This window comes from Pseudoalteromonas sp. bablab_jr011 (assembly GCF_016464045.1).
Lineage (GTDB): Bacteria > Pseudomonadota > Gammaproteobacteria > Enterobacterales > Alteromonadaceae > Pseudoalteromonas > Pseudoalteromonas lipolytica.
In genome coordinates, this window is the sequence record NZ_JACDWU010000299.1 from 1 (window position 1) to 376 (window position 376).

Consider the following 376-nt stretch of genomic DNA (forward strand, 5'->3'; position numbering starts at 1 on the left):
AGGCAGACCAAGGGTGTTGATCTTATTTAGCGCCTTCACTTTGATCATCGCTTCAACCAGTTGGCGATTGTAATCACGCGCATTTAGCTTAGCCCCCATCAACTGTTTAAAACGGTACATCGCTGTTTCTGCTAATGAGCGAACATGATATCCACTGAGCTTTTTCCATTGTGTGATTCCTAACTTATTGCACAACATGACAGCCTCATTGCGTGGATGCTTATCAGTCCACAGGCGTGCATTCTCTCTCGGCGGGATAACAGGTATCGCGCCTTTTTCAGTTATTTCTGCATAGCAGCGGCGGCTATCATAAGCACCATCAGCGCTCACTCTATCTATACGCCGACGTAATGGTCTTATCAAATCTTGGAGGGTC

The 376-nt window shown here is 46.5% G+C and carries 1 protein-coding gene; it reads right to left on the minus strand.

What is annotated here, in order from left to right:
• Positions 1–363 (minus strand): transposase (locus JIG41_RS18680; RefSeq protein WP_409372750.1); only part of this gene is annotated, 363 nt, incomplete at its 3' end.
• Positions 364–376: the final 13 nt, after the last annotated feature.